25 protein-coding genes are annotated in these 25,347 nt (G+C 45.6%); 8 read left to right on the top strand and 17 right to left on the bottom strand.

Annotation, left to right across the window (positions count from 1 at the left end; genetic code table 11):
• Positions 1–148 precede the first annotated feature (148 nt).
• Entirely contained in the window at positions 149–1,660 is a 1,512-nt protein-coding gene (locus DSM107010_RS12765; RefSeq protein ID WP_127023077.1) for a tyrosinase family protein, read from the top strand.
• Between the two features lie 9 nt (positions 1,661–1,669).
• On the opposite strand, the gene DSM107010_RS12760 is transcribed toward DSM107010_RS12765, so the two are convergent.
• The 6 genes from DSM107010_RS12760 to DSM107010_RS12735 all read right to left on the bottom strand — a co-directional run bounded on the left by DSM107010_RS12760 (position 1,670) and on the right by DSM107010_RS12735 (position 5,575).
• Complete coding sequence (locus DSM107010_RS12760) at positions 1,670–2,131, bottom strand: hypothetical protein (protein ID WP_015153378.1); 462 nt, start codon at positions 2,129–2,131, stop codon at positions 1,670–1,672.
• On the bottom strand, positions 2,109–3,302 hold the full coding sequence (locus DSM107010_RS12755) for an urease accessory protein UreH domain-containing protein (protein WP_015153377.1): 1,194 nt from the start codon (positions 3,300–3,302) through the stop codon (positions 2,109–2,111). Before DSM107010_RS12755 ends, DSM107010_RS12760 begins: the two co-directional genes overlap by 23 nt.
• Positions 3,303–3,346: 44 nt before the next feature.
• On the bottom strand, positions 3,347–3,874 hold the full coding sequence (locus tag DSM107010_RS12750; RefSeq protein ID WP_015153376.1) for a hypothetical protein: 528 nt from the start codon (positions 3,872–3,874) through the stop codon (positions 3,347–3,349).
• A gap of 70 nt (positions 3,875–3,944) precedes the next feature.
• Positions 3,945–4,496 carry a pentapeptide repeat-containing protein gene (locus DSM107010_RS12745; RefSeq protein ID WP_015153375.1) on the bottom strand — a complete coding sequence of 184 codons (552 nt, stop codon included), beginning with the start codon at positions 4,494–4,496 and terminating at the stop codon, positions 3,945–3,947.
• Positions 4,493–4,852 carry a Rieske (2Fe-2S) protein gene (locus tag DSM107010_RS12740; RefSeq protein WP_127023075.1) on the bottom strand — a complete coding sequence of 120 codons (360 nt, stop codon included), beginning with the start codon at positions 4,850–4,852 and terminating at the stop codon, positions 4,493–4,495. Before DSM107010_RS12740 ends, DSM107010_RS12745 begins: the two co-directional genes overlap by 4 nt.
• 45 nt (positions 4,853–4,897) lie before the next feature.
• Positions 4,898–5,575, bottom strand: a complete 678-nt coding sequence (locus tag DSM107010_RS12735; protein WP_015153373.1) for a Dps family protein — start codon at positions 5,573–5,575, stop codon at positions 4,898–4,900.
• An 809-nt stretch (positions 5,576–6,384) separates the two neighbouring features.
• On the opposite strand from DSM107010_RS12735, the gene DSM107010_RS39590 reads away from it, so the two are divergent.
• Positions 6,385–6,606: a hypothetical protein gene (locus DSM107010_RS39590; protein ID WP_199755521.1), complete on the top strand. Its 222-nt coding sequence runs from the start codon at positions 6,385–6,387 to the stop codon at positions 6,604–6,606.
• A gap of 221 nt (positions 6,607–6,827) precedes the next feature.
• Here DSM107010_RS39590 and DSM107010_RS12725 read toward each other — a convergent pair whose 3' ends face one another.
• The 9 genes from DSM107010_RS12725 to dnaK form a co-directional block, all read right to left on the bottom strand.
• Positions 6,828–8,042: an aspartate aminotransferase gene (locus DSM107010_RS12725; protein WP_106168514.1), complete on the bottom strand. Its 1,215-nt coding sequence runs from the start codon at positions 8,040–8,042 to the stop codon at positions 6,828–6,830.
• Complete coding sequence (locus DSM107010_RS12720; RefSeq protein WP_106168515.1) at positions 8,039–9,175, bottom strand: iron-containing alcohol dehydrogenase family protein; 1,137 nt, start codon at positions 9,173–9,175, stop codon at positions 8,039–8,041. Before DSM107010_RS12720 ends, DSM107010_RS12725 begins: the two co-directional genes overlap by 4 nt.
• A gap of 131 nt (positions 9,176–9,306) precedes the next feature.
• Positions 9,307–9,834 (bottom strand): Ycf51 family protein, encoded by a 528-nt coding sequence (locus tag DSM107010_RS12715; RefSeq protein WP_106168516.1) that lies wholly within the window; start codon positions 9,832–9,834, stop codon positions 9,307–9,309.
• Positions 9,835–9,858: 24 nt separating this feature from the next.
• Complete coding sequence (sufU, locus tag DSM107010_RS12710) at positions 9,859–10,335, bottom strand: Fe-S cluster assembly sulfur transfer protein SufU (protein WP_015153367.1); 477 nt, start codon at positions 10,333–10,335, stop codon at positions 9,859–9,861.
• Positions 10,336–10,355: 20 nt separating this feature from the next.
• The gene (locus DSM107010_RS12705) at positions 10,356–10,973 is read right to left on the bottom strand and encodes an acyl carrier protein phosphodiesterase (protein WP_106170422.1); all 618 of its coding nucleotides are present in this window, start codon (positions 10,971–10,973) and stop codon (positions 10,356–10,358) included.
• Entirely contained in the window at positions 10,970–12,154 is a 1,185-nt protein-coding gene (locus DSM107010_RS12700; protein ID WP_106170420.1) for a ScyD/ScyE family protein, read from the bottom strand. The genes DSM107010_RS12705 and DSM107010_RS12700 overlap by 4 nt, the downstream gene beginning before the upstream one ends.
• Before the next feature lie 125 nt (positions 12,155–12,279).
• Entirely contained in the window at positions 12,280–12,570 is a 291-nt protein-coding gene (locus tag DSM107010_RS12695; RefSeq protein ID WP_015153364.1) for an HNH endonuclease, read from the bottom strand.
• A 15-nt stretch (positions 12,571–12,585) separates the two neighbouring features.
• Complete coding sequence (locus tag DSM107010_RS42200) at positions 12,586–13,575, bottom strand: DnaJ C-terminal domain-containing protein (protein WP_106170418.1); 990 nt, start codon at positions 13,573–13,575, stop codon at positions 12,586–12,588.
• Between the two features lie 116 nt (positions 13,576–13,691).
• The gene (gene dnaK, locus DSM107010_RS12685; protein WP_106216225.1) at positions 13,692–15,740 is read right to left on the bottom strand and encodes a molecular chaperone DnaK; all 2,049 of its coding nucleotides are present in this window, start codon (positions 15,738–15,740) and stop codon (positions 13,692–13,694) included.
• Positions 15,741–15,790: 50 nt separating this feature from the next.
• Here dnaK and DSM107010_RS38390 point away from each other — a divergent pair, with 50 nt between their 5' ends.
• The 6 genes from DSM107010_RS38390 (at position 15,791) to psb32 (ending at position 23,649) form a co-directional block, all read left to right on the top strand.
• Complete coding sequence (locus DSM107010_RS38390; RefSeq protein ID WP_158631780.1) at positions 15,791–16,021, top strand: hypothetical protein; 231 nt, start codon at positions 15,791–15,793, stop codon at positions 16,019–16,021.
• Between the two features lie 254 nt (positions 16,022–16,275).
• Complete coding sequence (locus tag DSM107010_RS12675) at positions 16,276–17,601, top strand: efflux RND transporter periplasmic adaptor subunit (RefSeq protein ID WP_106166772.1); 1,326 nt, start codon at positions 16,276–16,278, stop codon at positions 17,599–17,601.
• Positions 17,602–17,693: 92 nt separating this feature from the next.
• Complete coding sequence (locus DSM107010_RS12670; protein ID WP_015153360.1) at positions 17,694–20,957, top strand: efflux RND transporter permease subunit; 3,264 nt, start codon at positions 17,694–17,696, stop codon at positions 20,955–20,957.
• 233 nt (positions 20,958–21,190) lie between these two features.
• Positions 21,191–22,054, top strand: coding sequence for a DUF6671 family protein (locus DSM107010_RS12665; protein ID WP_106166773.1), 864 nt, complete (start codon positions 21,191–21,193; stop codon positions 22,052–22,054).
• A 434-nt stretch (positions 22,055–22,488) separates the two neighbouring features.
• Positions 22,489–22,851, top strand: a complete 363-nt coding sequence (locus DSM107010_RS39585) for a DUF4278 domain-containing protein (protein WP_181245275.1) — start codon at positions 22,489–22,491, stop codon at positions 22,849–22,851.
• 78 nt (positions 22,852–22,929) lie between these two features.
• The gene (psb32, locus tag DSM107010_RS12655; RefSeq protein WP_015153357.1) at positions 22,930–23,649 is read left to right on the top strand and encodes a photosystem II repair protein Psb32; all 720 of its coding nucleotides are present in this window, start codon (positions 22,930–22,932) and stop codon (positions 23,647–23,649) included.
• A 64-nt stretch (positions 23,650–23,713) separates the two neighbouring features.
• Here the strand turns inward: psb32 and DSM107010_RS12650 are convergent, their stop codons facing one another.
• Both DSM107010_RS12650 and DSM107010_RS12645 read right to left on the bottom strand, forming a co-directional pair.
• On the bottom strand, positions 23,714–24,097 hold the full coding sequence (locus tag DSM107010_RS12650) for a DUF4346 domain-containing protein (RefSeq protein ID WP_015153356.1): 384 nt from the start codon (positions 24,095–24,097) through the stop codon (positions 23,714–23,716).
• 83 nt (positions 24,098–24,180) lie between these two features.
• Entirely contained in the window at positions 24,181–25,332 is a 1,152-nt protein-coding gene (locus DSM107010_RS12645) for a glycosyltransferase family 4 protein (protein WP_106166774.1), read from the bottom strand.
• Between the last annotated feature and the right edge of the window lie 15 nt (positions 25,333–25,347).

The raw sequence follows: 25,347 nt of genomic DNA, 5'->3' as shown, positions 1-25,347 counted from the left end.
TGTTACTAAAGATTGAGTTAATAAATATGAAGTATTTCCATAAAGACCCGATCGAAACTTGTATTAAAACATCGTTTAACTGCTGCAAACTCAACTGAGTTTTGCAACGCAACTATTAATTATTAAGTTTTACGCATGAGGGAAATTTATGAGTTACGAGCTTTCCCGTCGTCAAGTTTTAAAACTAGCTGGATTCTTATCTGCTGGAACTGCTGCTGTCGGAAGCGTTCCCATCGTGAGTCGGTTTTTCGCCGATCGCGCTAACGCTCAGACTGGTACTGTCTACGTTCGCGAGAATATATATACATTTATCCAGTCGCCACAGAAAGTTGAGGCTCTCAGGAGAGGTATTCAGGTGATGAAATCTCGACCTGATACGAACCCGACCAGTTGGATTTACCAAGCTAATATGCATGGCATTCCCAGCGGTGAGACACGCAGATTAACAGCATGGAGGACATGCCAGCATGGAACCTTCTATTTCTTCCCCTGGCATCGCATGTACCTATATTATTTCGAGCGTATTCTCAGGCAAGCATCCGGCGATCCGAATCTGGCACTTCCGTACTGGAACTATTCAGATTCCGTCGAACAGCGCGTTTTACCCTCACCGTTTCGCATCCCCGCCAATTCTACAAACCCCCTCTATAGCGATCGCGGCAGCAGCATTAATGTCAACCAGGGCGATCCATTGCCAGAAGCCGATGTTAGATATGCAGATGCTTTTCAACGGACAAACTTTTTCCATACATCAGATGGCGGGCGCAGCTTTGGTGGACGCAGGGTAACTGAGGCAAATGCGAATACTCACCGTGCTAATGGTTATGGAGACTTAGAACGAAGACCGCATAACGGCATCCATTCGCGTATAGGCGGCTTAATGGGAAGCGTACCTACTGCTGCCCGCGATCCGATTTTTTGGTTGCATCATGCGAACATCGATCGCCTGTGGGAGCGCTGGTTGCGACTGGGAGGTGGACGAGCAAATGCGACAACAAACAGCGATTGGATGAACGATGTTTTTACCTTCTTTGATGAAAACGGCACTCAGGTACAGTTGCGCGGTAGGGATGTTCTCGATACTGCGGGTCAACTAAACTATTTGTATGACGATCCTTTATCAAGGAGAAACAGATCTGTAACGCCATCGTCGCAGAGTATAGATACAAGTACTCAACAAACAGATACAAGCACTCAGCAACAAATAGCTATGTCGGCTAACGATCGGCAATTAACGATTGTCCTCAGTGATGCGCCTCTCACTCTGTCTGCTCCAGCTCAAGATCTCGTGAGGACGAGAGCATTAACGGCAGAATCTGCATTGACTCTCAACATTACAGGAGTCGAGTACAACCCAGATAATCCTATTCCCTACGACATTTACATCAATTTACCTGAAGGAGTCGCTCCAGACCCTTATGGTCCCTACTATGCTGGGATTCTGTCACTATTCTCTCTGCCCCAAAGAGGCACTTTCCGCCTTGATATTACTTCTACGGTGAGGCAACTACAAAGGCGTAGTCTCATGACGGGAGATTTTATCTCTGTGACTTTTGTGCCACCTTATAGAGAATTACAGCAGGAGCGCTCTACCCAAGATCGCCAAGCTCAATTACAAGGGGCAGTCCGCTTTAGTGGAGTGACTCTGACTAGAGAGTAATCGGGGTCGCTATCGCGCTGTAGCGGCAACGGTGACATCAAAATTGAGCTGAAACGGTTTGAAATTAGCTCCGGCTTTAGGAGTCCCTTTCAATTCCACCTGATAAGCACCGGGTTTGGGAAAAATAATTTCCGCGCCAGGAATGCCTTGATATTTCTCGGCTGTCACGGCTTTGAGTGACGGTTGTAATAGTGGTGCAGCATTTTTCTGGCGCGGTTCGGCATAGACTGCTAGTTGGCAATTACACTGCTGAAGGGGAATTGTTTGTCCGCCTTTACGTGTGAGTGCGATCCAAGCGAGTGTTGCTTTTCCTGCTTGGGGATTGTCGTTAGGTTCGAGGTGAATTGTCCCGCCGACATCGCCGGAGATTTCTACTTTATGGGCGATCGCCTCAGTCGCGATCGCTCCTGTTGCTAGTACGCTGAGTAATAACCATTGAATGTAGTTACTAAGATTTTTTGGCTGAAACATAGTATTTTTCTATATGGAAAATTGACCAAAACCAACGCGATCGCACGAGCAATACTCCCACAGTGGCAACTCCCAAGAGACTTGCATAGAACTGACTGCTTTCACTCACGCTACCTAAATAGTGAGAACCAATCAGCACCGCATGAGCTGAACTCAAAATTGTGGCGGGAATTCCTAATAAATGAATTTGTCGCCAGCGCGTGCCTAAGAATTTTTGGGCGCGATCGCAACTCGTAATTGCTGCCGGAGTCATCAAGATAATCGCAACAAATCCCAAGATTAAACTGATTTGATGGGTGGGTAACAGGAAAGCAAATGCTTCTAAATTCCAGTCCAGCGTATGCGCCATCATGTGAGTTGTATGCGCCAAAGCGAGTACGAAGGCTCCCACGCCTAAGACGCGGCGATATTGTAAGGGCGCAGCCCACAAACGGCTGATGGGACGGGCAATCAGAGCTAGCATTAGGCAGAATAGGGATGCATGACCTGTATAATCAGTCATCGTATCCCCAGTTCGTAGTAGGGTAATCGCCCCAATTGCTACTGTAATCCAGCCACCTAAGCGAAATAATTGACTGCGGCGATCGCGACTTAAAAAAGATGTGGAGACTCCTACCCCTAGCATCATCGGTAGAGTGCCAATGCCAAAAGCGAGCATCGTGGCTGCACCTTGCCATAATTGTCCCGTTTCCGCCGCTTTAATTTGAGCCGCATACAAAAACCCACAGGGCATTAAGCCCCACACTAAACCCAAGCCTGCGGGTGTCCACCATTGTGTTTTAAAAGATAGATTGACCATACCCCGACTCAGGCGATCGTGCCATTTACCGTGCGTCAGGGGGTGTAGCAGGGGAAGGTGGATAAATTGGGGGTTAATTTGCGCTAAACCAAATAAAATGAGCATGATTCCCGTCAGTGTTGCCAGCCAGCGCCGTACTTCGCTTCCGATGCCTGCCATTTGTCCGCTGGCGATCGCGATCGAACCAATCGCCCCAATTGCCGCACCGACGAGAACGTAACTAATTATCCGCCCTAAATTTAATAGAGTATGAAAATAGACTTGCTGCTGCCATTTCGGTTTGTCTTGTTGACCTGATAGGGAAAACGCCACTGTTAGGGGTCCACACATCCCGACGCAGTGTCCGAAACTTCCCAAGAAACCGAGGGACATTATCAGTAGAAGGTCAAAAGTCAAAAGTTAAAAGTTAAAAATTTCTACTTTTTGGTTGCGGGTACTTCTACGATTTGCGTAGCTTCTATCATCTTACCGTTGTGAGCTAAGACCTGATGGTTGTTAGCATTCAAGCTAACCCTAATTTCGTTTTTACCAGGTTTGAGATTGTCTAAATAATACCAAGAGCTATATAAACGAGTGATTTTTTTGCCGTTAACGTAAAGATGGGCGTGACCTTCTCCTGGTTTTGCTGCTTTGTTAACTTCTTCTGGCGCAAATTTGAAGTTGGTCGTTTGCACTTCTAGGTTGTACCCGCGCATGGTGTCGGGATGCACCACCAGTTTCACCGTTGGGATGGGTTCGCCTGCGGAAATTTCCCTCATCTGATGATGGGGGTCTTTACTGGTGTGGGAATGAGGCTCGGATGTGGGATCGTGGTTATGAGCCGTCATTTCAGCGTTGTTCGCCAAAATGGTAACGCCAACGGTAGCGAGTACGAGGAGCGATCGCTTAAACATGCTGTCTAATTGCCAGAGATCTGAAAGTACATGTTTTTGACTGCAACTCATTACTCTAGGTAAAACTTTTGCTTCAGTCAAAAGACAGGCTGTCGTACATACGCGATCGCTCTTGCTCAATTCAACCGTGAATTAATCCATCTGGCATGATTGCCCAAGCTAAATCTATTCGCTCATCTTGCAGTTGAGATTTTAGTTTTGCTCGTTTTAGGTTAGCTCCCCGCAAAATTAACCCTTCCATTTTGGCATCGACTAAATTCGCTCCGGTTAAATTTGCGCCGCTCAGGTTAGCTTGGCTTAAGTTTGCCCAACTTAAATCTGCTTGGGAGAGGTTTGCCTTAATTAGCTCCACCCGTTCTAAATTGGCTCCCCGCAGCGTTGCTAAAATCAATTTGGCATCGGTCAAGTTGGCATGACGCAAATTTGTTCCAGTCAGATTTGCTCCACTCAAGTTAACTCCAGCTAAGTTTGCTTCGCTGAAGTCAACTCCTACTAGATCTGCACCACTAAAATCTGCTTCGCTCAAATTCACTTTCCACAAGTTCACGCCGCTCAAATGCACTTCGCGAAAATCTCGCTCTCCCTGGTTGTAGCGACTAACGAGTGCTGCGGCATCCATACTATCGCGGTTCGTATCCCAACCAAAAGGCGATCGCATCGATCCAAAATTCATCGGGAGTCTCCTTCTATACTTACAAAAATCTCATCCCCGATCGCGCGACTTAGATAACAGCGTACAGGCTGTAAATCTCGCTCTAGTTCAGTCAAGTCAGATGGATAAACGTTGCGGGGATAAACATTGGCTCCAGTTCTGACATCGTAGAGGTAATGATGCCAAGGACATTCGATCTTGTCTCCCCACAGCGTTCCTTGCTCCAGAGGACCATCTTGATGAGGACATTGGGTGGCTAGAGCGTAGATCTCTCCATCTAAATTCACTAACAGCAAGCGTATATCTCCAACTTCCACAACCTGCATCGTGCCTGGAGACACAGCACTGAGTTTAGTAACTTTGATAAATTCAGTCATAGCAAGATTTTGCAGTAGAGACGCGCCGTGGCGCGTCTCTACTCTCTACAGTTTGTGACCGTTGGATGGTGCGACTAAAAAGCGCGAAGTGTAGGGCGATTCTCCTGGTGCGCCTCTACGGATGTGACCGGAAGGACCTTCACCTAAAAACTCGGAGAACCAAGCTTCGTGTTCGATTTCCTCGTTGAGAATAGCCAAGGACAGCTCATAGGTGCGGTGGTCTTTCCCAAAGGTCATGTTGCAAATCTCAGTGTAAACGCGAATAGCACACCGTTCTGCCTCTACCAAAACCTGAAGCATTGGTCTAATATCACCTTGTTGCATTGCCTGCTGTACTTCTGAGACTGCTTCTTTTGATTCCTCGCTTCCGCCGCTGGTAAAGCCAACTCGTGGCGTGGATTTGCCATTACCACGATTCCATTCAGGCAAGTAAGCATCTGGACAAGCGGCTTCGTTAGAAAAGTCTCGAATATCCCTTGGTAACTGTCCGCCTAATTCATAGATTCGCGGTACTAAAGCCTCAAAGTGATTGCGGTCTTCTAATCTTGCATCCTCAATGATTTCTTTGAGTCCTTCTCCTTCAAAACCAATGGCATTAACCCGCAGAATTGTGTAGTAGTAGTAAGTTGTAAATTCAGCAGACGCGGCACGGACGAGCTTCTGTACCAACTCTTCTACATTCACACCAGACTTCTGAACGACTTCCTGGGCAATCTTAGCCATAGTGTCCCTCCTCCCTTTTTTATCGGGATTTGTTAAAAGTCTTTTGTTAAAGATATATAAGCAATCTCTTTCAATCGGCTTATCTCAAACTCGTAACGAATTTGAGTTGCTGCTCATAATACGATTTTGAACAACCCGAGAACAAATGTGTGAGATTTAATAGAAAAATTAAAATTCTTTAGACTTCTTTACATATTTAGAGATCTATTCGTTGCTAAAGTCAATTGAGAATTCCCATAGATTTATTTGCATCAGCAACGGTGCGATCGCTTTACCTCTTCTTATTAATTTAGCTACCAATTTAAACTTTTTACACAACAACAGCTTTTAATCGCTAATCTTTCACACTAACTTCGGTAATTCTTCCAGTCTGAAACCTGAGAAAAATCAATTATTCTATATTTGGCTCTGTGCCAGTGAAGACGATAGCCAATCTCTGGAAAATAATTATGACGTTTGAAAAAGAATTAGAAGAAATTACTGCTTTAATTTTATTTAGCTGCACGGGTCTATTTTTTGGCTTTTTATTATTTTTTATTTGGGTTTATTCTTGATAAAAACCTTTCAAGCAAAAATTAGATAATAAGGTGGGTATTGCCCACCTTATTTATTTTTTAAAGGAAAGATTGTTAAAGATTGCGATCGCTTCACTCAGGATTTGTATTAGAATGACTTTAAGTATGCAAATTCCGCCAGAAATTAATTCTCTCATTGTCAGATTGAACTAGGAACTCAATCTTGTTGAGCAGGAGGCGAGCGCAGGATTAAATATTATCAGAACTATTCTAAAATACTTCCCCAACAATGCTATGTTGATTCAGTTCTTTGCCTACCTGAATAGTATTATGTTGCTGGTAGACACAGACAGAAAAAGGATTCAAACTATAGTAGAAAACTTCGCTGCCATTGATGTAACTACAGACGACGATCTACAAATGACGAGGGAGGTTCTAGCAACAGAACTGGGGCGGGTAATAGAGACTAAGATAGCTGTAAATGAGATAAAAACTCGTTTGGAGAACTTGCAATGACGGAAAAGCAACTAGATAAAAACTAACTTAAAGAACTACTAGAGCTTGCTAGTATGGCTGAACAGAAAATGCGAGAAAGTAGTGAAGGACTAACTGCTTTGGCACAAAAGTGGCAAGACAAAGCTAAAATTCAATTTCAGAAGTCAGAGCAACGAGGGTAGATATTCTGTCTTAAGTTAAGAATTAGGTGGGGTGAGTCATGCCCACTCTGCATTTTTAGCTTATTTATTACGAATTACTTCTAGTGATTCTGTAGAATATCTAATACCTGCTTGCTTAAACCTGCGTAAGGCTTCGCCCAAGCGATCGCATTCTAAAATTAAACTAATTCTGACGTATCCTTCTCCTCCTACACCGAACGCATTTCCAGGGGTAACGACAACGCCAGTTTGCTGCAATACAGATAAAGCAAAGTCTGTAGAACCCATCCCAGGTGGGCAAGGAATCCACAAATACATCGTTGCTTTGGTTTTTGGGATGTTCCAACCTAATTCTGCTAATCCTTGAATCAGAAAGTCACGGCGGCGACAGTAGCGTTCTTGGACTTGATGTAAATATTCATCTGGGAGTTGTAAAGCTGTTTCAGCGGCTGTTTGCAATGCGGCAAAAATACCATAATCTAAATTCGTTTTTAACGTCCGCAAACCTTGAATAATGTGGCTATTTCCTACCACAAATCCCACGCGCCAACCTGCCATATTATAGGTTTTGGACATGGTGTGAAATTCTACACCGATATCTTTTGCACCTGGTATTTCTAATAAGCTGGTAGGTTGATAACCATCAAAAGCTAATTCGGCATAACATAAGTCATGCACTAATAAAATTTCGTATTTACGAGCAAAGGCAACAATGTCTTCAAAAAATTCGCGGGGAGCTGTAGCGGCGGTGGGATTGCTGGGATAGTTGAAGTAGAGAATTTTGGCTTTTTCGGCTACTGCATCGGGAATTGCTGCTAGATCGATCAGCCAATCATTTTCTGGTTTGAGGATGAGGCTATAAATCTCTCCGCCTGCAATAATGGGACCGCGAAAATGGACGGGATAAGAGGGTGAGGGGACTAGTACGACATCGCCAGGGTTAATATAGGCGATCGCTAAGTGTCCCAATCCTTCTTTAGAACCGAGTAGCGGTAAGGCTTCGCTATCAGGATCGAGATTCACACCATAGCGGCGATGATACCAATTTGTAATTGCCCGTCGAAAACTTGCCGTACCTTCAAACGGGGGATAACCGTGGTTGGCGGGGTTTTTTAATGCGGCGATCGCCGCATCGATTACGGGCTGAGGTGCTGCGCCGTCGGGGTTTCCCATCCCCAAATCAATTAAATCGATCCCTTGTTCTCTGGCTTTCGCTTTTAATTCATCTAATCGAGCAAATACATACTGTGGTAGCGCCCGGACGCGATCCGCCGGACTAATCCAATCCAAGCTCATTGAGCTACCTCTTCGTTGACGAGATTTGTAGTGATGGGGTTGATGGGATTGCTGTTAGCCGGAGCCGTAGTAGAAACCATCGCCGCCATCAATTGTTCTGTAACAACTTTAAAGGGTAGCCGATGAATGTCAGATTTGGGATTTAAAGCGATTTCTGCCGCTTGTTTGAGTTGGGTAATCGTAATATTTTCCAGTCCCAAGTCTGCAAGAGTTTGGGGTAGTCCAATTTCGGTATAAAACTTAAGTAGCTGTTGTCTTGCGGTAGCTGCCAGTTGATTGCCCTGTACCATTTCCTCTAACCGCAACTGGACTAAGATGCCGTAGCTAACTTTTTCGCCGTGAATGCTGCTGTGAATCGGCAGGTGAGTTAAACCATTGTGGACGGCGTGAGCAGCTACAGTACGGCATTGCGCGCCCCCTAAACCACCAATAACTCCTGCGAGTAAAACTGTAGCATCGACTACTTCCCGCCAAACTTCACTACCTGGTGCTTGTAAAGCAGTGGCGGATTTTTGAAATAAAATATCGCGCAGTACCCTAGCTTGTTGCACGGCAGCAATAATTAAAGTTTGCTCCGAGTGTCCGCTACTCACAGAGGCTTCGTACCATTTGGCGATCGCATCTCCAATGCCAGCGACTAAAGTATGTCTGGGAGCAGTTTGCACCAAATCGTAATCTAGGATGAGTAAATTAGGGCAATTGGGCAGGCTGACATCATACAAAAATGCTCCGTCTTCCGAGTAGACGTTAGAAAGAGCCGTCCAAGCCGCACAAGTAGCCGCCGAAGTCGGAATCGTGACGACAGGCAACTCGCACTGATACGCCAATAATTTCGCCGCATCTAAGGCTTTACCACCACCAACACCAATAATCAGATCGGCTTGGTGTGCTGCTACCGCTTGTTTTAACGCCGCTAAACTCGCCTCGCTGCAATCTCTACCGTAGCTTGCTTGGGTAAATTTCAATTTTTGCGCTTCCAATACAGGCTTTAAGCGAGATTGGACGGCAACAAGAGAGCGATCGCCTCCTACAATCAGAGGACGATGACCTAAACGCGCGATCGCGCTTCCAGCTGCTTCTAAGGCTTGCGGAGCGCGGATTACCTGTGCTGGGGCTACGGACAGACAAAGCATTTTATCTAGTATTTGGTGGTTGAATATATAGTATAAGCGAGTGGTAATTGGTAATTGGTAATTGGTAGTTGCTAGATTTTGACTTTTAGCTTTTGACTTTTGACTTTATGACTACCCATTACTCTGTTCCCTCAGCCCTCTTCTCCCCTGCTCCCTGGTAATTGCGCTATGCTTTCAGGATTCAGCTTGATTTCCATTGCATTGTCAGTGCGGCTGGAGAGCGATCGCTCGATTTGTCCCAAGTAGAGGGGTTTGGTAACTCCTGGTTCTGGATGCAAATTTGTCCTGACTCTAATCGTCAGTTTATCGTCCTGTCTACCTAAGCGACCGTAGGAGAATAAATCGCTGGCGGCTTGCTGCATTGTTGCTTCTAGCGCCTCGCTATCAATGGTAGGCGGAACGGCAATCACGGTTTGCGTCCCGCCGTTATCGAATACTAAAGAGTAACGGACTGCGCCTGGGATAACCGTGCGAGTAAATGGGACTAAACCAAGGGCAAACAATCCGCCTGTAAGTACGCCTAAAAAGCCAGTGATCCCGACGAGGCGAAATCTAATTCCCCATTTAAGCAGAAAACCCAGAACGGTTATCGCCGCTAAAGCTAGGGTGGTTATTCCTACCCACCCAGAAGCATTGAGAAAATCAGTTGTAGTTGGCATTATGAAATCAAATAGTGAGATTGATTACTCGTTTTCGTTACTGATAAATCCTTCAGGCACTTGCTCGTTGGTTGATTCCAAGGCGGCTTTGAGGGTATGCCAGGTGAGATTAGCACATTTGATCCGCACGGGAAACTGAGCGACTCCCGCCATCACGTTGAGTTTGCGCTGTTCTTTAGGAAACTCATCTTCCCCTTTCATCATCCGTTGAAAGCGCTGCACCATCTCTAATGCGACGCTGACAGGCTTACCGCGCAAAACATCTGCCATTAAGTCAGCCGATGCCATCGCGATCGCGCAACCTTCACCATCAAATTTTACATCTGCGATCGTATCGCCCGCTTCATTCAGTTGCACCGTTAATTCAATCGTGTCTCCACAAGAAGGATTATGTCCCCGTTGATACCGATGCACGGGATCGGTTTTTCCTTTGTGGCGAGGTTTTTTATAGTGTTCTAGAATTACCTGCTGGTACAGGTCGCGGACATTACCCAAAGTCATAATTGCGTTTGCGATCGGGTTTATTTACCTACTTCCATCCTATCAGGGTATTTCAGGTGCGATCGGGTCGTTTTGACGTACCCTATCAATTCAGGAAAAAAGGATTGAAAACTGCGATCTAATTCCTGATAATGAGCTGTTAATTCTTCAATCCCACTAGCTAAAATCTCTCCTTGCCTGTTCACGCGATGAGCCATCCGGTTGAGCGTCACCTCTATTCCACTAATATATTGATATTTATTTAACCAATCTTGTTGAATCATTTGTGGTAATGCACGTTGGAGGCGATCGGGTAGAATCGATTGATTTTGTGATAGGATCGCATATACTTTTTGGCTGAAATCGTTAAGAGTTACCGAACTATATTTCTGCCAATCTCTAGCTAAAAAATGGTCGTAAAATATATCAACTAAAATTCCGGCAAATCTTCTCCTCGTTACAGAGATTAGTTGTTTAGCTTCTTTGACTATTGGGTGCGAATCTGTATATGCATCGACTTTTCGATGTAATTGTATTCCTTGCTGGATTGCGATTGAATATCGTTCTTTACTTATCCCTTGAAGAAAATCTCCTAAAAGATTTCCAAGTAACGATTCAGGTGTATGTTCGGCTAAAAACAGATGCGCCAAATAGTTCATTTTGTAACTCGTAACACTTGCCCTTCTTTGGGGCGATCGCCTTTATTAGAAATATATATCGCCCCATCACGACCAATAGTAAGAGCAGTTGGCGATTCTAGTCCATTACCACTAACAAGCGTTATCCGCGTACCATCAGGGGCAACTTGAATCAAAGCACCATCTACACTACCCGTCCATTGCGGCTGATTGGCATATTGTAAAACATATAAATTACCTTGGCGATCGAATTCTAAGTCGGAAATTTGGGTAAAGCCTTCGGCATAAACTGTTGTTTTACCATCAGCAGCAACTCGCAGGACTCTAGCTTTCCCTACAGGGAACGGAAAACCCGTGTATTCGCTAACATACAAAGCATCATCGGGACCAACCGCCACGCCTGTCGGTACGGATTGAATTTCGATTTCCGCTGGTGTTTGTCCTGGTGGCGGCGCTTCAGGAGGTAGTACTTGTCCCGGCGCTGGCGTAGGAAAAATTGGGTCTTTTATCGTCTGGGTGGGAAGTACAGATAATACACTTAAGCTACCACCATTTAGACTTACACTCAGCAAGTCATTTGCAGCTGCATCCACAATATAAGCGGTATGACCCTTAATTGTAAAAGCATAGGGGTTGCTGGCGACTTCACCGCTAACATCTAATGTGTCCTTCCCATCAGCATTATTATCCAGTTCGTATTTGGCTAAATCGGCAAGACTTTTTAAATGACCTGTAAGCAAATCAACTTGATAAAGTTGTCCCCAACTCGGCGCACCTTCGGGAAAGTCGCGAGTTTCTGGGTTTCCGCCATATCCAATGAGTAAATAGGGATTATTATAGGCATCAAATACTATATCTTGGGGTCCAGCAGCAGTAGTACCAGTGGGTCTTAAAGCGATAGATGGTAGTCCAGTCAACAAGCGTTCTTGCTTACCGTCCTTAATTTTGGTTACAGCACCACTATTACCGACACAGGAAGAAAGTCCTTGCAAACTGGGACCAGGAATGCAACGTCCATCTCCCCCTACACCTGATTCTGTCACGTAGAGGCTGCCATCAGAACTAAAGTTTAGCCCGCGTGGATTATCAAGATCGTTAGCAACTACCGATATTGTGACTTCTGCTTGTGCTGGGAAAATAAATATGAGAGAACTTAATAGCGCAAAACTATGAACTAGTTTAGAAATTAAAGATAAAGACATAAAAACATGGCAGGAAGGGAACAAGAATTAGATCGACCAACCCTGCATCAGCAATTTATGAAAAGTGAGAATGCGATCGCAATGGGTAATTTTTCGATCGCTTAGGTATTTGTTTCGATTAATTCTTAACTTCTCTCTCTCACAACTTCATTAATTCTGTCTTGAATGGCTTGGCTTGCGGCGCTAATTTCTTCTGGGGGAATCTGCCACAATTTAGTAAGTAACCATTCAGGGACGGGACTAATTACCATATGACATTTCCCGCACAAGGTAATTAAATTTGCCAAATCGTTTGTTCCGCCTTGACTTCTAGGCAGAATGTGATGCACTTGTCCGCTATGTTCTTTCCCGCAGACTTGGCACTGGCGATTATCTCGTTGTAATACTTTCTGTCTAATTTCTCGCCATTCTGACATACATTACATATATCTCTAAATTGGTAAGTCAGCGCGGGGGTTGAAGGTTTCGATTTGACGAATCTTTTCGTATAAATCTCGTTCTTCAGGACTAATATTTCTAGGGACAACTATTTGGATCTCAACAATTTGATCGCCTCGTTCGCCATCAGGATCGGGATAACCTTTTTTTGCCAGTCGCAATCTTTGCCCAGTGCGCACGCCTGGAGGCAAATTCATTTGTACCAAACCATCTAAAGTTGGTACTTCTACCGCACCACCTAAAATTGCCTCGACGGGAGTAATTGGTAACTGAATCGCAATATCGTTACCTTCTAACTTGAAATACGGATGAGGGGGAACGGTTATTTTTAAATAAAGATCGCCGCCACCAATTCCCTGTTCTCGTAGGCGAACGATCTGTCCGGTGTACATTCCAGGTGGCATGTTGACTTCTAGCGATCGCCCGTCTTCTGGGAGGCGAATTCGCTCCAATCCGCCTTCATATGCCCGTTCTAAGGGTATAGTTAACTTAGCCTCAATATCACGCCGCGTAGTACGGGCATTAACTGTATAAGCTGCTTTAGTCGTCCCCGGACGAAACGGATCGCGGGGTGCTGTCGTCACTGGTTCGTCATCGGCTGTTGCAGTCCTGGCTTGTTTGCGCCGTCCTAAGACTTGATCGACAAAATTATTAAAGTCGGGAAATGCGCCATAATCAACTTTATTACCACTACTACGACCATCGCCAGTTTTGGCGCGGGAAGCTTGCTTGCTCCAAAAACCAGGCTGATTCCAATACTTAGTATATTGGTCGTATTCTGCCCGTCGAGTTGGGTCAGAAAGGACTTCGTAAGCTTCGCCAATTGCCTTAAATTTTTCCTCTGCCTCTTTATTGCCTGGATTTAAGTCAGGATGATACTGTCTGGCTAAGCGCCGGAAAACCTTTTTAATCTCTTCGTTGCTTGTCTCTCTGGAGACTCCCAACACTTCATAGTAGTCGCGAAAGTTACGCAAATCTTGCATAGTTTAGCTATCTGCTTGCAGCTTTTGGCTGTTAGCTTTTATAAGTTTCCGTTTAACGTTTTCTTTTTTAGTTCTAGCAATCAACGTACCAACTTAGCGAATCGCCAATCGCTAGATTATAGCCAATCATCGTCATCATCCCAGTTGTCTCGGTAAGTGGGACGCTTGCGGTTAGGCTTATCGCCGCCGCCATAATAAGGGGAACGATCGCGGCTATAGTCTTCTCTACCATAATCGTAGGAGTCGCGATCGCGATAGCTATCTCGGCGGGGTAGGTCGTAATAATCATCGTCATCACCCGTAAAGATGCCCTTAATTGAATCCCACAAGCTTTCTTCCTCATCGTCGCCATAATACTGACGGATCTCTCGTTTTAATTCGGAAATCGCATCTTGCAGTTCGACAAATAATTGGTCGATGCCGCGATCGTTATTTTCCTCTAAGTTTGCCCGCAATTCGCGAACTAAACTTTCGATCCGTTGGCGTTGACTCCGGGCAAATTGCATCCCGAAGTCTAACGCGACTTCCTTCAATTGTCGTTCTGCTTCAACTGTCAAAGACTCTGCCCGCGTCCGCTTTTCTACCCGTTCTTTGCGCTGACGGTCGATATCGGCATATTGTTCTGCCTCGCGAATTGCCCGTTGAATTTCTCCCTCGCTGAGGGTAGAAGCCCCTTGAACGGTGATACTCTGTTCTCTGCCTGTCGTGCGATCGAGTGCCGTGACCTGTAAAATTCCATTAGCATCGACATCCAACGACACCTGAATTTGGGGAATTCCCCTCGGTGCGGGTGGAATCCCCGTCAGTTTGAATCGTCCGAGGGATTTATTATCAGCTGCCATTTCTCGTTCGCCCTGAACGACGTGAATTTCTACGACAGTTTGATTGTTTTCTGCGGTGGAAAAGATATCGGAACGACGCACGGGAATTGTCGTGTTGCGCGGGATCAGTTTTTTCATCACGCCGCTGACACTTTCCAATCCCAACGATAAAGGTGTGACATCCAATAGCAGCACGTCTTTCATCTCGCCGCCCAAAATGCTGCCTTGAATTGCTGCCCCAACAGCCACAACTTCATCGGGATTGACATTTTGATTCGGTTCTCTGCCAATTAATGCCTCTACAAGTACTTGTACCATTGGCATTCGCGTCCCTCCACCGACGAGGACAACCTCATCAATATCTGCGGGTCGCAAGTTAGCATCCATAATTGCTCGTTTGACAGGGACGCGCAATCGTCCTAGCAAGTCAGAACACAAGCCTTCAAATTGAGAACGGGTGAGTCTTGTTTCTAAATGCTTGGGACCCTCATCTGTAGCAGCGATGAAGGGCAGGTTAATGTCTGTCACCGTCACGCCGGATAATTCAATTTTTGCCCGTTCTGCTGCTTCCATTAAGCGCTGTAGAGAAGAGCGATCGCGTCTTAAGTCTACCCCTTCTGTCTCTAAAAATTGCTCTGCCAGCCAATCGACAATCTTTTTGTCAAAATCATTACCACCTAGTTGTGTATCTCCACTAGTGGCTTTGACTTCAAATACACCGTCGCCCACATCTAAAACAGATACGTCAAACGTACCACCACCCAAGTCAAATACTAAAATCGTTTGGCTTTCCTGACGGTCTAAACCGTAAGCTAAGGATGCAGCGGTAGGTTCGTTTAAAATCCGCAAGACTTCCAATCCGGCAATTCTTCCAGCATCCCGCGTGGCTTGGCGTTGGGAGTCGTTGAAATAAGCTGGAACGGTGATGACTGCTTTTGTGACGGGTTCCCCTAAATATTTGCTGGCATCTTCCACCAACTTTTTTAGCACCATTGCCGAGACTTCTTCGGGAACGAATTCTTTATTCAGTCGCGGGCAGTCGATTTTAATATTTCCAGCTTCACCTTTGCGGATTGTATAAGCAACCCGCTTCGATTCGGGGCTGAGTTCGCTATAGTTGCGACCGATGAAACGCTTGACCGAGTAGAATGTGTTTTTAGGGTTGAGGACGGCTTGTCGTCGCGCCATTTGTCCCACCACCACTTCCCCTTCGCGACTGACACTAACCACGGAGGGAGTAGTCCGCATTCCTTCTGCATTGGCGATCGCCACAGGTTTACCACCCTCCATCACCGCTATGACTGAGTTCGTTGTCCCTAAGTCGATGCCGACTACCTTGCCCATGCGCGATCGTTCTCCTAGTTTGTCTCAATATAATAATATGTTGAGAACTTTTGCTGGATTTATTGTATCTTGCTGGCAGCCTAACTAGGGAGCAGGGAGCAGGGGAGAAGAGGGCTGAGGGGGCTGAGGGGGCTGAGGGAGCTGAGGAAGTGAAGAGAGCTGAGGGAGCTGAGGGAGCTGAGGGAGCTGAGGGAGCTGAGGGAGCAAGAGCGGTCAACTGTCACCCCATACCCCACACCCTACACTCTTTCTTTAACGCAATACTCTTTTCCGACTTCTGACTTCGCCATGACACATTCTTGTCACAACTGTTGCTTATGCTAGGTCTTTGTAGTGTTAGCAAATGGATTTGACATGTTGGCGATCGCTAGTTTTTCCCTCTTGAGAGGGAGCCACTTTGCGAACAGAAAAAGTTTAAATAACTTAACAATCATCCGAGCTATGGCAGGAAGAAATAACCGCAGCCACACTCAGCAATAAAGACTAGTTTATATATTGAAGTTGCCGCAGCAAAAGCAAAAATCAGAATTTTTTTATGGGAGCCTTCGATCTATTTAAAGCAATTGCGTTGAGTGCTGTTGTACTCAGCGCTACAGCAGGTTGTGGCATCTTACCAAAAGAAGCGGCTGATGCGCAATCCCAGGGTAGGGGAGCAGAACAACAGCAACCACCAGCGGTAGAAGTGGCGATCGCCCGTACTGGAAAAATTCGCACGGAACCGGAATATACAGGAACGACTCTACCACTACAAGAAGTTTCGCTCAGGGCGCAAGTAGAAGGGCGGATATTAAAACTCTTAGTCGATGTAGGCGATCGCGTCAAACAAGGTCAAGTCCTCGCCCAGCAAGACAATACTATATTGCGAACGGCGCTGAATCAAGAACAAGCAGAATTAGCAGCCCTTAAAGCAGAAGTTGCTAGAGCCAGAAATCAAGTCAGTAATGCCAAAGCCAGGGTAGAACAGGCACGGTTGGAATTTCAACAAGCACAGTCAGACTCTCAACGCCAACAACAATTGGTCGAACAGGGTGCAGTTGCCGAACAGGCTGCCGAACAAGCGCGGACTAACGCTCAAAGTGCTGCTAAAGTGTTAAAAGCTACCGAAGAAGAAGTTCGTACTGAAGAACAAGCAGTAGCAGCAGCTAGCGATCGCGTCAACGCTCAACAAGCAGCGATCGCTCAAGCCCAAGAACAATTATCCTATGCCAACATCCGTTCTCCAATCAATGGCGTAGTCACGCAAAAAGTCACCGAAGCAGGAAATTTTCTGCAAGCTAACGGCGAAGTTCTGCGTTTAGGAGACTTTCGCCGCGTCAAGGTGAATGTAGAAATCTCAGAATTAGCCTTGGCAAATTTGCGCGTCGGACAGACAGTGAGGGTGAGACTAGATGCCTTCCCTAACCAGACTTTTACGGGAAAAATCAGCCGAATTTCCCCAGCTGCCGATCGCACGGCAAGACTAGTTCCCATAGAAGTCATCATTCCCAACGACAATGGGCGGATCGGCAGTGGATTGCTAGCACGGGTGAGTTTTGAAAGTAACGCCGCTGCTAGGGTTGTGGTTCCTGAGACGGCTGTAGTGGAGGATAAGGGGACAAGGGGACAAGGAGGACAAGGGGGACAAGGAGGACAAGGGGGAGAAAATTCCCGACTCCCGAATACAGCGACAGTATTTGTCATAACTGGAGAAAAAGTAGCAGCGCGATCGGTGAAATTGGGAGAACGGGTAGATGGCAAAGTAGAAATTCTATCTGGGTTGCAACCAGGGGAAAGGTTTGTAGCAAAAAGTGGCAGACCGTTGAAAAACGGTGAAACCGTGCGACTGTCTGTCTTATCGGAAACACAGCAACAGGAATCGTAGGGGCGGGTTTAGCAGATGAATCATCGGCTTCAACAGTCAATCTCGGCTTAAAACCCGCCCACGCTTGAATTTGTCGATACAGAGTACAGGTAATGCAGCCGCCAACATCGGGATTTAGTATCAGCGCCATTTCGATCCGACGACACATCGCCACACTGATGTTAACTGTAGCCGCGATCGTCTTAGGTGTCTTTTTTCTGACGACACTGCAAGTCGATCTCTTACCTGCGATTACCTATCCTCGCATCGGCGTGCGGCTAGATGTTCCCGGAGTATCGCCAGAAGTTGCAGTTGACGAAATTACTCGACCGTTGGAAGAAGCTTTAGCAGCTACAGAAGGCGTAGTCCAAGTCTATTCCCAGACTCGCGAAGGACAGGTCAGTATCGATCTATTCTTTCAGCCTGGTGGGAATATCGATCAAGCCTTAAATGATGCTACGGCGGCTTTTAACCGAGGTCGAGGTGGATTGCCCGATAATTTAAATATCCAAGAACCCCGATTATTCAAGGTCGATCCTTCGCAATCGCCGATTTACGAATTTGGTTTAACCTCCCCGACACTTAAGCCAGTAGATCTGCGCGTCTTTGCCGATGAAGAACTGGGACGCGAATTAAGTGTCGTCCCAGGAGTAGCAGCTGTAGACGTGTCCGGTGGCGTGCAGGAAGAAGTGAGGATTAATATCGATTTAGATCGCCTCCAAGCTGTGGGTGTGGGTTTAACTGACGTATTGGAAGAACTGACAACCCGCAACCAAGATATTGCTGGGGGTCGAATTTTGGGAGAATCCGAACCCTTGACGCGAACTCGCGGTAGATTTCAAACCTCTCAGGAAATTCGCAACTTATCCTTTGAAGCCGCTACCTTTGAGGAAAATAACTCTACACCAGGGGTAGCGCGGCGCGTTTACCTGCGAGACTTTGCGGAAGTTATAGACGGGACAGAAGATCAAAGGGTTTTTGCTTTTCTCAACAAAACCCCAGCCGTCAAACTGAGCGTCCAAAAGCAACCAGAAGCTAATACGATCGCAGTAGTTGATGGAGTCAAGCGTCGGATCGAATCTCTACGGCAATCGGGTTTAATTCCCGCCGATGCGGTCATAACTCCCACTCTAGATGAGTCAATTTTCATTCAGAACTCAATTTCTAACGTTACCAGTTCGGGGTTAATTGGTGCGGGACTCGCCGCGATCGCGGTTCTACTTTTCCTCGGTTCGCTACGTCAAACCATCATTATCGTTCTTGCCATTCCGCTAGCGACCTGCGCTGCAATTATCTTGATGGGATTATTCGGTCTTTCCCTCAATGTCTTCAGCTTAGGCGGACTTGCCCTCGGCGTTGGCATCGTCGTCGATAACTCCATCGTTATGTTGGAGAATATTGTCGAGGGAGTCAGGAAGGATGAAACTCATGTAGGGGCGCACGGCTGTGCGCCCCTACCAAAAACCTCAATAATCGATCGCGCTGAAAGCAGCAGCCGTGAGGTAGAATCTGCCTTGGTTGCTTCTACCAGTACTAACTTGGTGGCGGTGCTGCCGTTTTTGCTCATTGGCGGTTTGTTCTCTCTCCTATTTAGAGAATTAATTTTAACTATCAGCTTTGCCGTCGCCGCGTCAATTCTAGTAGCAATAACGGTCGTACCCATGATGACATCAAGATTAATGGGAATAAAGCGATCGAGTGGAATTGGTAAATTTTGGTTGCTGCGAGAATTTAATCGCAAATTTGAGGCTGCAACTCGTAGTTATGGCAACTTCTTAAATCGGCTGTTGCGCTGGCGGTTCATAGTTGTCTTGCTGGCTTTTCTCGTCCTGGGTGGTGGTAGTGTGTGGATGGCAGGTCAAATTCCGCAAGAAATTCTGCCTCGCATTGATACCGGACAGGCTAGATTATTCGTGCAGTTTCCTCCTGGTACGGCGTTGGAAACGAACCGTAAGGTGATGGAAATTGTAGACGATATTTTACTCAAACAACCAGAAACCGAATATATCTTTTCGACTGCAGGTGGTTTTTTGTTTGGCAATAATACCAGTGAAAATCCTCTACGTGGCAGCAGTAATATTACTCTTAAACCAGGTACTAATGTAGAAGCGTATGTTGCTAGGGTAAGCCAGGAATTCGATCGCCTCAACTTAGTTGAAACAGTTATCCGCCTGCGACCAGGAGAGGTGCGGGGTCTGATCTTAACTAATTCTCCCGTACGGGGGGCGGAGTTGGATGTCATACTTCAAGGATCGGATACGGAAGAACTGAATCGCGCCGGACAGCAAGTTCTCCAAACTTTAGAACAGCAGGCAAAATTAGCGAGTTTTCGACCCGATGCGACTCCCAGACAACCGGAAGTCCAGATTCGTCCTGACTGGGAACGGGTAGCAGAATTTGGTTTGACAACTCAAGAAATTGGCGAAACAATTCAAACCGCACTCGAAGGTTCAATCCCAACGCAACTACAAAGAGGCGATCGCTTAGTTGATATTCGCGTCCAATTGAATGAAACTACAATCCAGCGTCCTTCTCAACTCGCCAGCCTTCCCTTATTTATTGAAGGAAATCGGCAAATTCGTCTTGGTGATGTTGCCCAAATCGAACTCGGTCAAGCACCAGGAGAAGTGCAACGAATCGACCAAAGACAAGTATTTATCATAGCCGGAACTTTAGCAGAGGGAGCGAGTTTAGGTCAAGCGCTCGCTGAAGTTAACAACGTGATGCAAAATATAGACTTACCGCAAGGAGTCAACGTCATCCCGAGTTCGGCGGCGCAGTCCAATCAACAGTTACAAAACTCGTTGAAGCTTTTAGGGGCTTTGGCTGCTTTTCTCGTATTTGTCGTGATGGCAGTGCAGTATAACTCTTTAATCGATCCTTTCGTCATCATGTTTACCGTCCCGCTAGCCCTAGCTGGAGGTATTTTTGGACTGTACGTCACCCAAACGGCTATTGGGGCGACGGTTTTGGTAGGTGCGGTGTTATTGGTCGGGATTGTGGTCAATAATGCAATTATTATGGTGGAACTGGCAAATCAAATTCGGGAACGGGAGGGTTGTTCTCGTTGGCTGGCAATTCAGCAAGCCGCACCGCAACGCTTGCGTCCTATTTTGATGACGACAATTACGACTGTATTGGGGATGCTTCCCTTGGCTATGGGTATCGGTCAAGGTTCGGAGTTTCTCCAACCTTTAGGAATTGTGGTATTTTCAGGATTAGCTTTAGCAACGTTGCTTACTCTATTTATCATTCCCTGCTTCTACGTCATGCTACATGACATTGGCTGGGGTTGGGCAACGCCGATTTGGAAATCTGTTAGCGTTGTGCCAGACAAATTTTTGCATCGCAAGCGCTATAAAGATAAACGCTGGTGAGTCATGCATTCGTAGGGGCGGGTTTACCAAAAATCTTTGACTTCGACAAACGATCTGGTGAACCCGCCCGTACAAAAGTAAGTAGGACAGGCATTGCCCACCAGAAAATAGCGATAATTTTATGAATTTAATGAAACTGCTATAGCAATTCTCAATTGAATGAGGTACACGTATTTGTAGCAGGGGCGCACAGATGTGCGCCCCTAAAGATGTATTGATGGGATACGCTATACATGGCAAAAAATTCTTTATTTACAGGTCGCGTAGTAGTTATTGCGACTATGCACGAGAAAGAAAAAGCGATCGCACCCATTTTAGAAGCAGAATTGGGAGTGCAATGTGTAGTTCCAAATGACTTTAACACAGATATCTTTGGTACGTTTACTCGCGATATTGCCAGACCAGCAGACCAAATTGCTACAGCTAAACTCAAAGCCAAAAAAGCTTTAGAAATAACAGGTGAAACAATGGCGATCGCTAGTGAAGGTTCCTTTACACCCCATCCCGATCTACCTTTTATTTCGGCAAATCGAGAAATAGTCGTTTTCATCGATATGCTAAATCAATTAGAAATTGTCGGTCAGGAAATTTCCACAGAAACTAACTTTAATAGTCAATCAGTTAGAACGGTGGAAGAAGCCGAGTCTTTTGCTAATAAAATTGGCTTTCCCTCTCATGGTTTAGTGGTCATGCTCAGTTCTGACTCTTTAGAGCGCACAGAAATTTTTAAAGGTATCAATACAGAAGAAAAATTAACAGAAATTGTGAATTTTGCCTTAAGCAAATCCTCAACAGGGAAAGTGCATATCGAAACAGATATGCGGGCGCTATATAATCCAACCAGAATGCAGAATATTGCTAAAGCTACTAAAAATTTAATTCAAAAAATTCATCAAATATGTCCTAATTGTGCTTGTCCTGGCTTTGATGCGATCGCCCAACGTCGCGGATTACCCTGTGGATTATGCAATCTTCCCACATCTGCAATCCGCTCGGTAGTCTATCAGTGCCAAAAATGCAGTTTTCAACAAGAAAAACTATTTCCGCAGGGTGTTAAAGTAGCCGATCCGGCTCAGTGTATGTATTGCAATCCTTAGTTAAAAGTCAAAAGTTAAAAGTCAAAAGTTAAAAATTGAAAGTTTAAAGTTAAAAATTAAATATTGTTAGGTTAGGTTGTCAGTCACATTTAGTGACAAAATCTTACAAAGAAGTCATCAAATTTTACAAAAATCTAACTTAAGGTAGAAGAAAACCCAATATAAACTTTTCTAATGGGAATAAGGTAACATATATTCTTATCTACTCCGATCGCTTGCAGCCTCATTTCTAGACAGGGCAGCTATCTCTGCCTTGCTCGTGTCATGCAATTTTGACTTTTGGCTCTCAACTTTTGACCTACCTAGACTAGATCGTGTCATGCGATTTTGACTTTTGCCTTGCGACTTGTGACTTGAGTATGCGATTACTTTTTCTCTTACCCTTAACAACTAGTCTGCTCTCTGGGTATCTCTGCAAAAAATCTGCTGATGAGATGGCTTACCTAACAGGAACGGCTACAGTCGTCAGCCTGATTTTGGCTTTGATTTTAGCTCCTTGGCAGATCCAATTATTAATCCTGTGTGTAACAATCTTCGGGACAAAAAAATTACTTTTAAAAAATTTATCCAAAAGCGAGTCTAATTCAACCGCCCAAAGCATAACCCAGAGCGATCGCCCTCAGATAGCAATTCCTAGCATCTCCAGCGAAAACGATGCCGTCGCAGAAGTTAAAGGAATGTATCGCGGTGCGCCTTGGCTATCGAGTCAGGAAAAAACACCTGCACCACAGCCAGATCCCGCCAACCTCAAATATCGCGGTGCGAGTGTTGTAAAACAAGGGAGCAGTGACCAGTGACCAGTGACCAGTGACCAGTGACCAATGACAAATTATATATAGTAATTTTAAATATATGTAAATTTTCAGGATGGGGAAATGAGATACTTACGCAGCAAAATCACTAGCAGTAGAAAATATCTGCAATCCTTAGTTTTCTCTTTGGGATTAGTTGTTCTCACGACATTAATGCTGCCATTTCCAGCGATCGCAACGAGTCTATATGAAATTCCTTCAGTCGCGCCAGGGGAGAAGACCTGGGTGATCGATCCGGCAAAAGCAATCAGTGCGATCAACGAAGGTAAGATTGGTAGCGAATTGGAGAAATTGGCAGAAACGACCGGAAATGAAGTTAGATTTGTTGCAATTCGCCGCCTCGACTATGGGGAGACTGCTCAATCCTTTACCGATAAATTATTCGAGCAGTGGTTTCCAACCCCAGAAGCGCAAGCCAATCAAACTCTAGTCGTACTAGACACCCTGAGTAGCGGGACTGGAATCCGAGTAGGAGATAAAGCTAAGTCGCTGCTGACGGATGACATCGCCAAAAGCGTGGTTACTCAAACTATTTTGTATCCTTTACGTGAAGGTGAAAAATACAATCAAGCGTTTCTCGATGCTAGCGATCGCCTCGTAGCTGTTTTATCTGGCGCACCCGATCCTGGCGCACCCGAACAGCTAGCAACTGATGTCGCTGTCGAAAGTACCTACAAAAACACCGAAGAGACAAAATCCAGCAACGCTACAATTTGGGTCATTGGCTTTCTTGTAGCTGCGACGATTATTCCAATGGTGACTTATTATTTTTATATCAAGTAAGTGGTAATTGGTAGTTGGTAGTTGGTAATTGGTAGCTGCCTATTACCCATTACCCATTATCAATTTAATCCTGAACGTATTCTTGCCCGTTGACTAAAGCGATCTCGGCGCGGACAAATTCTCGTCCCAGATAAGCGGCGTGATCTAAGTAAGTCACGGGACAAGTTTGTTCTTGCTCGAAAATTTCTACGCAAATTTCTTTTGCTGTTCTCCCCCGATATAGTGTGGTGGAAGTTCGTTGAACTTTACCGCGTGCGGGGATAGGTTTACCCGTTTCAGGATCGACGGCTAAACCGCGATCGTCGATCGCGTTGGTGTAATGCTTCGCACAAATTAACCCTGCTTCTCGATCCAGATAAATGATGAAATATCCGCCTGGGTCAAGGTCAATATGACGCTTAGAAAGTTTATCATCAATTGCCGTTAAGTCTTCCAGCGTCCGCTCCATGTCTCATCCCATGATTAACTATTTTTTGTCCTTAACTTAATTTTAAATCTTTCTTCTCTCTATGGTTTTTTCCCAATCTCGGCTTAAATCTCCAAGTTTTTGCCGCATAACTGTTTTAACAGCAAATATATTTCCTTGCCATAGCGTGCTGGAGTAAATTGCTCGGCAGCCCATTGTTGACCGTTTTCACCCATTTGTTTAGCCAGATCTGGGCGATCGCAAATATATCTAATTTTCTGCGCTAGTTCTCGCTCGTCTTCCGCAGTATATAACAATCCATTAAATCCATCTCGAATTAACTCTTGCGTGCCACCACTCCTCGTACCGATTATCGGCTTACCTGCCCGCATCCCTTCTACAGTCACCCTGCCAAAAGCCTCGCACTTAGAGCATACAAGTACGACATCTGCACTCTGCATCAACGGAAAGGGATTATCGGCGTAGCCATAAAACTTAATAAATTGCTCTATGTGGTTTTTTGTCGCAATATTTTCTAAATACTCTCGGTACTGAGGATCGCCATCGCCAACGATTAATAGCTCTACTCTTACCCCTGTATGTACTAGTTGGGCAATAGCACGGATCGCGTCTTCCTGCCTCTTTCCCTCCACCAATGCACCCACAATAATGCACCTAAAATTTGTTGTCGGAGGTAAGGCGATCGACTCGCCTGGAGTCACGTTGACTGCTTGATAAACCACTTTCAACTTTGTCGGCGCGATCCACTGCTCGTATTTTTGAGCTACAGCTTTGGAGTTTACGATACAAACCTGGGACAGCAAATCTACTAGTTTTAAGGTGAGGTTGCGACCGAGATCGAAAACTTGTCCGTGATCTTCGTAAACAAACTCGCGGATATGCCACACATGGGGTTTCCTCAATAAAAATGCGGCAAAAGCACCAACGCCTATGGCAATAGTATTCGTGTAGACAACATTGCACTGCCACTCTTTAATTTGGGCGGCAATTTGGAATGCTATGTGGTAGCTTCGCTTCAGCTTCCGCCATCGATCGCGTAAGGGATAATTTGTGGCTTCCAGCCAGCGTTCGTAGGGAATGACACGAACGGGAATATGACGAAGACTCAATTCGTCAAACAGTCGCCCCTGTGCGGGTAATAACACAAAACACTCGACTCCCAGCTTCTGAAGCGAGTCTATAGTTTCCAGCAGCGATCGCGGTCCTCCCCGCATATCCGTGCCTGGACAGGCAGCAATGAAGCATACCTTCATCATCTATGTTTATCTATC

The organism is Chroococcidiopsis cubana SAG 39.79 (assembly GCF_003991895.1).
GTDB classification, from domain to species: domain Bacteria; phylum Cyanobacteriota; class Cyanobacteriia; order Cyanobacteriales; family Chroococcidiopsidaceae; genus Chroococcidiopsis; species Chroococcidiopsis thermalis.
This window is presented reverse-complemented; position numbering and strand designations above follow the sequence as displayed.

Excerpts from the sequence above, each read along its gene's own strand:
- DSM107010_RS12765 (WP_127023077.1), top strand. The coding sequence starts at position 149 with ATGAGTTACGAGCTTTCCCGTCGTCAAGTTTTAAAACTAGCTGGATTC.
- DSM107010_RS12760 (WP_015153378.1), bottom strand. The coding sequence starts at position 2,131 with ATGTTTCAGCCAAAAAATCTTAGTAACTACATTCAATGGTTATTACTC.
- DSM107010_RS12755 (WP_015153377.1), bottom strand. The coding sequence starts at position 3,302 with ATGTCCCTCGGTTTCTTGGGAAGTTTCGGACACTGCGTCGGGATGTGT.
- DSM107010_RS12750 (WP_015153376.1), bottom strand. The coding sequence starts at position 3,874 with ATGAGTTGCAGTCAAAAACATGTACTTTCAGATCTCTGGCAATTAGAC.
- DSM107010_RS12745 (WP_015153375.1), bottom strand. The coding sequence starts at position 4,496 with ATGAATTTTGGATCGATGCGATCGCCTTTTGGTTGGGATACGAACCGC.
- DSM107010_RS12740 (WP_127023075.1), bottom strand. The coding sequence starts at position 4,852 with ATGACTGAATTTATCAAAGTTACTAAACTCAGTGCTGTGTCTCCAGGC.
- DSM107010_RS12735 (WP_015153373.1), bottom strand. The coding sequence starts at position 5,575 with ATGGCTAAGATTGCCCAGGAAGTCGTTCAGAAGTCTGGTGTGAATGTA.
- DSM107010_RS39590 (WP_199755521.1), top strand. The coding sequence starts at position 6,385 with ATGTTGATTCAGTTCTTTGCCTACCTGAATAGTATTATGTTGCTGGTA.
- DSM107010_RS12725 (WP_106168514.1), bottom strand. The coding sequence starts at position 8,042 with ATGAGCTTGGATTGGATTAGTCCGGCGGATCGCGTCCGGGCGCTACCA.
- DSM107010_RS12720 (WP_106168515.1), bottom strand. The coding sequence starts at position 9,175 with ATGCTTTGTCTGTCCGTAGCCCCAGCACAGGTAATCCGCGCTCCGCAA.
- DSM107010_RS12715 (WP_106168516.1), bottom strand. The coding sequence starts at position 9,834 with ATGCCAACTACAACTGATTTTCTCAATGCTTCTGGGTGGGTAGGAATA.
- sufU (WP_015153367.1), bottom strand. The coding sequence starts at position 10,335 with ATGACTTTGGGTAATGTCCGCGACCTGTACCAGCAGGTAATTCTAGAA.
- DSM107010_RS12705 (WP_106170422.1), bottom strand. The coding sequence starts at position 10,973 with ATGAACTATTTGGCGCATCTGTTTTTAGCCGAACATACACCTGAATCG.
- DSM107010_RS12700 (WP_106170420.1), bottom strand. The coding sequence starts at position 12,154 with ATGTCTTTATCTTTAATTTCTAAACTAGTTCATAGTTTTGCGCTATTA.
- DSM107010_RS12695 (WP_015153364.1), bottom strand. The coding sequence starts at position 12,570 with ATGTCAGAATGGCGAGAAATTAGACAGAAAGTATTACAACGAGATAAT.
- DSM107010_RS42200 (WP_106170418.1), bottom strand. The coding sequence starts at position 13,575 with ATGCAAGATTTGCGTAACTTTCGCGACTACTATGAAGTGTTGGGAGTC.
- dnaK (WP_106216225.1), bottom strand. The coding sequence starts at position 15,740 with ATGGGCAAGGTAGTCGGCATCGACTTAGGGACAACGAACTCAGTCATA.
- DSM107010_RS12675 (WP_106166772.1), top strand. The coding sequence starts at position 16,276 with ATGGGAGCCTTCGATCTATTTAAAGCAATTGCGTTGAGTGCTGTTGTA.
- DSM107010_RS12670 (WP_015153360.1), top strand. The coding sequence starts at position 17,694 with ATGCAGCCGCCAACATCGGGATTTAGTATCAGCGCCATTTCGATCCGA.
- DSM107010_RS12665 (WP_106166773.1), top strand. The coding sequence starts at position 21,191 with ATGGCAAAAAATTCTTTATTTACAGGTCGCGTAGTAGTTATTGCGACT.
- DSM107010_RS39585 (WP_181245275.1), top strand. The coding sequence starts at position 22,489 with ATGGCTTACCTAACAGGAACGGCTACAGTCGTCAGCCTGATTTTGGCT.
- psb32 (WP_015153357.1), top strand. The coding sequence starts at position 22,930 with ATGAGATACTTACGCAGCAAAATCACTAGCAGTAGAAAATATCTGCAA.
- DSM107010_RS12650 (WP_015153356.1), bottom strand. The coding sequence starts at position 24,097 with ATGGAGCGGACGCTGGAAGACTTAACGGCAATTGATGATAAACTTTCT.
- DSM107010_RS12645 (WP_106166774.1), bottom strand. The coding sequence starts at position 25,332 with ATGATGAAGGTATGCTTCATTGCTGCCTGTCCAGGCACGGATATGCGG.